This window comes from Henriciella sp. (genome assembly GCF_049649345.1).
Lineage (GTDB): Bacteria > Pseudomonadota > Alphaproteobacteria > Caulobacterales > Hyphomonadaceae > Henriciella.
In genome coordinates this window covers 1-2,936 of sequence record NZ_JBARZC010000159.1, presented here as the reverse complement: position 1 = coordinate 2,936, position 2,936 = coordinate 1, and the positions used below count along the sequence as shown (strand labels likewise).

At 62.1% G+C, this 2,936-nt stretch carries 3 protein-coding genes; all 3 read left to right on the top strand.

Annotated elements, in window-relative coordinates; translation table 11 throughout:
• Positions 1-1,018, top strand: a 1,018-nt coding sequence (locus WA989_RS03925; RefSeq protein WP_424339211.1) for a proton-conducting transporter membrane subunit, incomplete at its 5' end; no start/stop codon positions are given.
• Positions 1,015-1,401, top strand: a complete 387-nt coding sequence (locus WA989_RS03920) for a hypothetical protein (RefSeq protein ID WP_424339210.1) — start codon at positions 1,015-1,017, stop codon at positions 1,399-1,401. The genes WA989_RS03925 and WA989_RS03920, both read left to right, overlap by 4 nt.
• On the top strand, positions 1,398-2,936 hold a 1,539-nt coding region (locus WA989_RS03915), incomplete at its 3' end, for a Na(+)/H(+) antiporter subunit D (RefSeq protein WP_424339209.1). The genes WA989_RS03920 and WA989_RS03915, both read left to right, overlap by 4 nt.

Sequence of the window (2,936 nt, the reverse complement as noted above, 5' to 3'; positions counted from 1 at the left end):
AGACAAGGCCGCGCTCAGAGGCGCCAGCATCTATCTGATGACGCTTCTCGCCACATCGATCGGGCTCCTGCTGGTGGCGATTATCTGGACCTATACGCTGGCCGGCAGCATGGATTTTGTGCCCGGTGGCTTGCTGTACGGGGTCGAGGGCGTCACGCCCGTCGTGGCAAGCGCGCTGCTGATCCTGTTCGCGTTCGGCATCGGCAAGGCGGCGCTTATGCCTGTCCATTTCTGGCTGCCCAATGCGATGGTCGCCCCGACGCCTGTCTCGGCGCTGCTGCACGCCGTGGCCGTTGTGAAGGCGGGTGTCTTCACCATGGCGAAGGTCGGGCTCTATGTGTTCGGCTATGATTTGCTGAAGGACACGCCCGCGCGCGACTTCGTTCTGGGGGTTGCCTGTTTCACCATCGTCGTCGCCTCGCTTGTCGCGCTCACCAAGGATGATCTCAAGGCGCGGCTTGCCTATTCGACCGTCGGCCAGCTGGCCTATGTGACGGCAGGCGTCATGCTCGCCAATCAGGCCGGCATGATGGGCGGGGCGCTGCAGATCCCGGCGCATGCTTTCGGCAAGATGACGCTCTTCATGTGTGCAGGCGCGATCTATGTCGCGACCGGCAAGAAACTGATTTCAGAGATGCGCGGCCTGGGGCGGCGCATGCCCTGGGTGTTTGGCGCCTTCCTGGTCGGCTCTCTCTCTATCATCGGTATTCCGCCGCTCGCGGGCGGCTGGCCGAAAGTGCTTCTCATGCTGGGCTCAGCCGAGTCAGGCGATAGCTATGTGGCCTGGGTGCTGGTCTTCTCCTCACTGGCCAATATCGCCTATCTGTTGCCGATCGCCGTCCTTGGCCTGATGGCGCCGAAAGGCACGCCGGAGCCTGTGCCCTATAAGCGGCCTGAAGGCGCGCCCATGTTCACCGTCGCCGCGCCCGTCTTCACAGCCATCGGCACGCTCGTGCTGTTCTTCTTCATGGGCGAGCTCTACGACTTCCTTCTGCCAGCCATTGGAGGCCAGCCATGAGTGATCATGTGACACCGCCCCATCTGACCGATCATGGCGAGCATGAATTGCCCGATGACACGCATACGAGCACGGCGGCCAAGATCATGTTCGGCTGGACCTCGAAGCCATGGGCCGGGCGCGTCGTGTTTCTCGTGCTGGCGCTTGTCTCGGTCGGGCTGATCGCTGCTGAAGTTCTGCTCGAAGCGGCGTCCGCCGAGGGTGAGCATTTCCGCCATGCCTATTTCGGGATCGACTCGATCACCGCTTTCTACGCCCTGTGGGGCTTCTTCTCGTTCACGCTGGTCGTGCTGGCCGGCTGGCCGCTTGGCAAGCTGCTGCGCCGCGAGGAAGACTATTATCATGACGAGGAAGAGCCTGCCGGAGAGGAGCCGCACCCATGACCGCGATGCTCGCCTCCATCAATCCGGGCCTTGTCCTCATCCTGGCCGGCCTCATTGCCGGTGTGACACCGATCCAGCGCGTGCGGCAGGGACTTGCGCTCGCTGCGCCGGTCGTGGCGCTGTTCATGCTGCTGGCCGCGCCGCGCGAAACAGACATTGCGACGCTCGGCATGCTTGGTTTCGACATGGTGCTCTACCGCGTTGACTCGCTATCCTTCATCTTCGGTCTCGCCTTCCTGATCGCGGCGCTGATCAACGCCGTCTATGCGCTGCACAATGACAGCCAACTCGAGGACTCCATGGCGATGTCCTATATGGGCGCGGCCGTGGCGGCCTGTTTCTGTGGCGATTTCATCAGCCTGTTTATCTTCTGGGAGCTGACGGCGGTGACGTCGGTGTTCCTGATCTTCAAGTCGGGCACACGCGCGGCCTACAAGGCAGGAATGCGTTATCTCGGCCTGCATGTGCTCTCCGGCGTCTTGCTGCTGTTCGGCGCGCTGCAAATCTATTTCGACACAGGCGATATGAGCATACGCGCACTGGAGCTTGGCAATCCGGGCGTGCTGCTGGTCTTCCTCGCCTTTGGCATCAAGGCCGGCTTCCCCTTCCTGCACACCTGGCTGGCGGATGCTTACCCGAAGGCGACGGTGACCGGCACAGTGGTGCTGTCCGCGTTTACCACCAAGCTCGCCATCTATGCGCTGGCGCGAACCTTTGCTGGCGAGCCGAGCCTCATATGGATCGGCGCGATCATGACGGTCTATCCGGTCTTCTTCGCCGTGGTGGAGAATGATCTTCGAAAAGTGCTCTCCTTCTCGCTCAACAACCAGCTCGGCTTCATGGTCTGCGCAATCGGGGTCGGCACGCCGCTGGCGCTCAACGGCGCAGCGGCGCACGCCTTCTGCCACATCATGTACAAGTCGCTGCTCTTCATGAGCATGGGAGCGGTGCTTTATCGCTGTGGGACGGCCAAGGCGACTGAGCTTGGCGGGCTCTACCGCACCATGCCGTGGACGACGCTGTTCTGCCTCATCGGGGCGGCCTCGATCTCGGCCTTCCCGCTCTTTTCGGGCTTTGTGTCCAAGTCGCTCACCATGAGCGCTGTCGCAGGTATCGGCGCGCTGATCCCGTGGCTGATGCTGCTCTTTGCCTCGGCAGGTGTGCTCGAGCATTCAGGCATCAAGATCCCGTATTTCGCCTTCTTCGGGCATGATAGCGGCAAGCGGCCGAAGGAAGCGCCGTTCAACATGCTGCTCGCCATGGCGGCGGCAGCTTTCATCTGTATCGGCGTCGGCCTGCCGGCCTTCATTCCGGGCTTCGGCTTTGACTGGCTCTACTCGATCCTGCCCTATGCCGATGACCCGTACACAATGCGCTACGAGCCCTATACGGCAGACCATATCCTCACGCAGATGCAGCTCCTGGTGCTGGCCATGTTCGCCTTTGCCGTGCTGCAGCGTGTCGGCGCCTATCCGCCGGAGAAGCGCGGCATCATCCTCGATACCGACATTCTCTGGCGCAAGATCGGTTACGGC

Bases quoted from the DNA above. Each gene is read 5' to 3' on its own strand.
- WA989_RS03920 (WP_424339210.1), top strand. From the start codon at position 1,015: ATGAGTGATCATGTGACACCGCCCCATCTGACCGATCATGGCGAGCAT.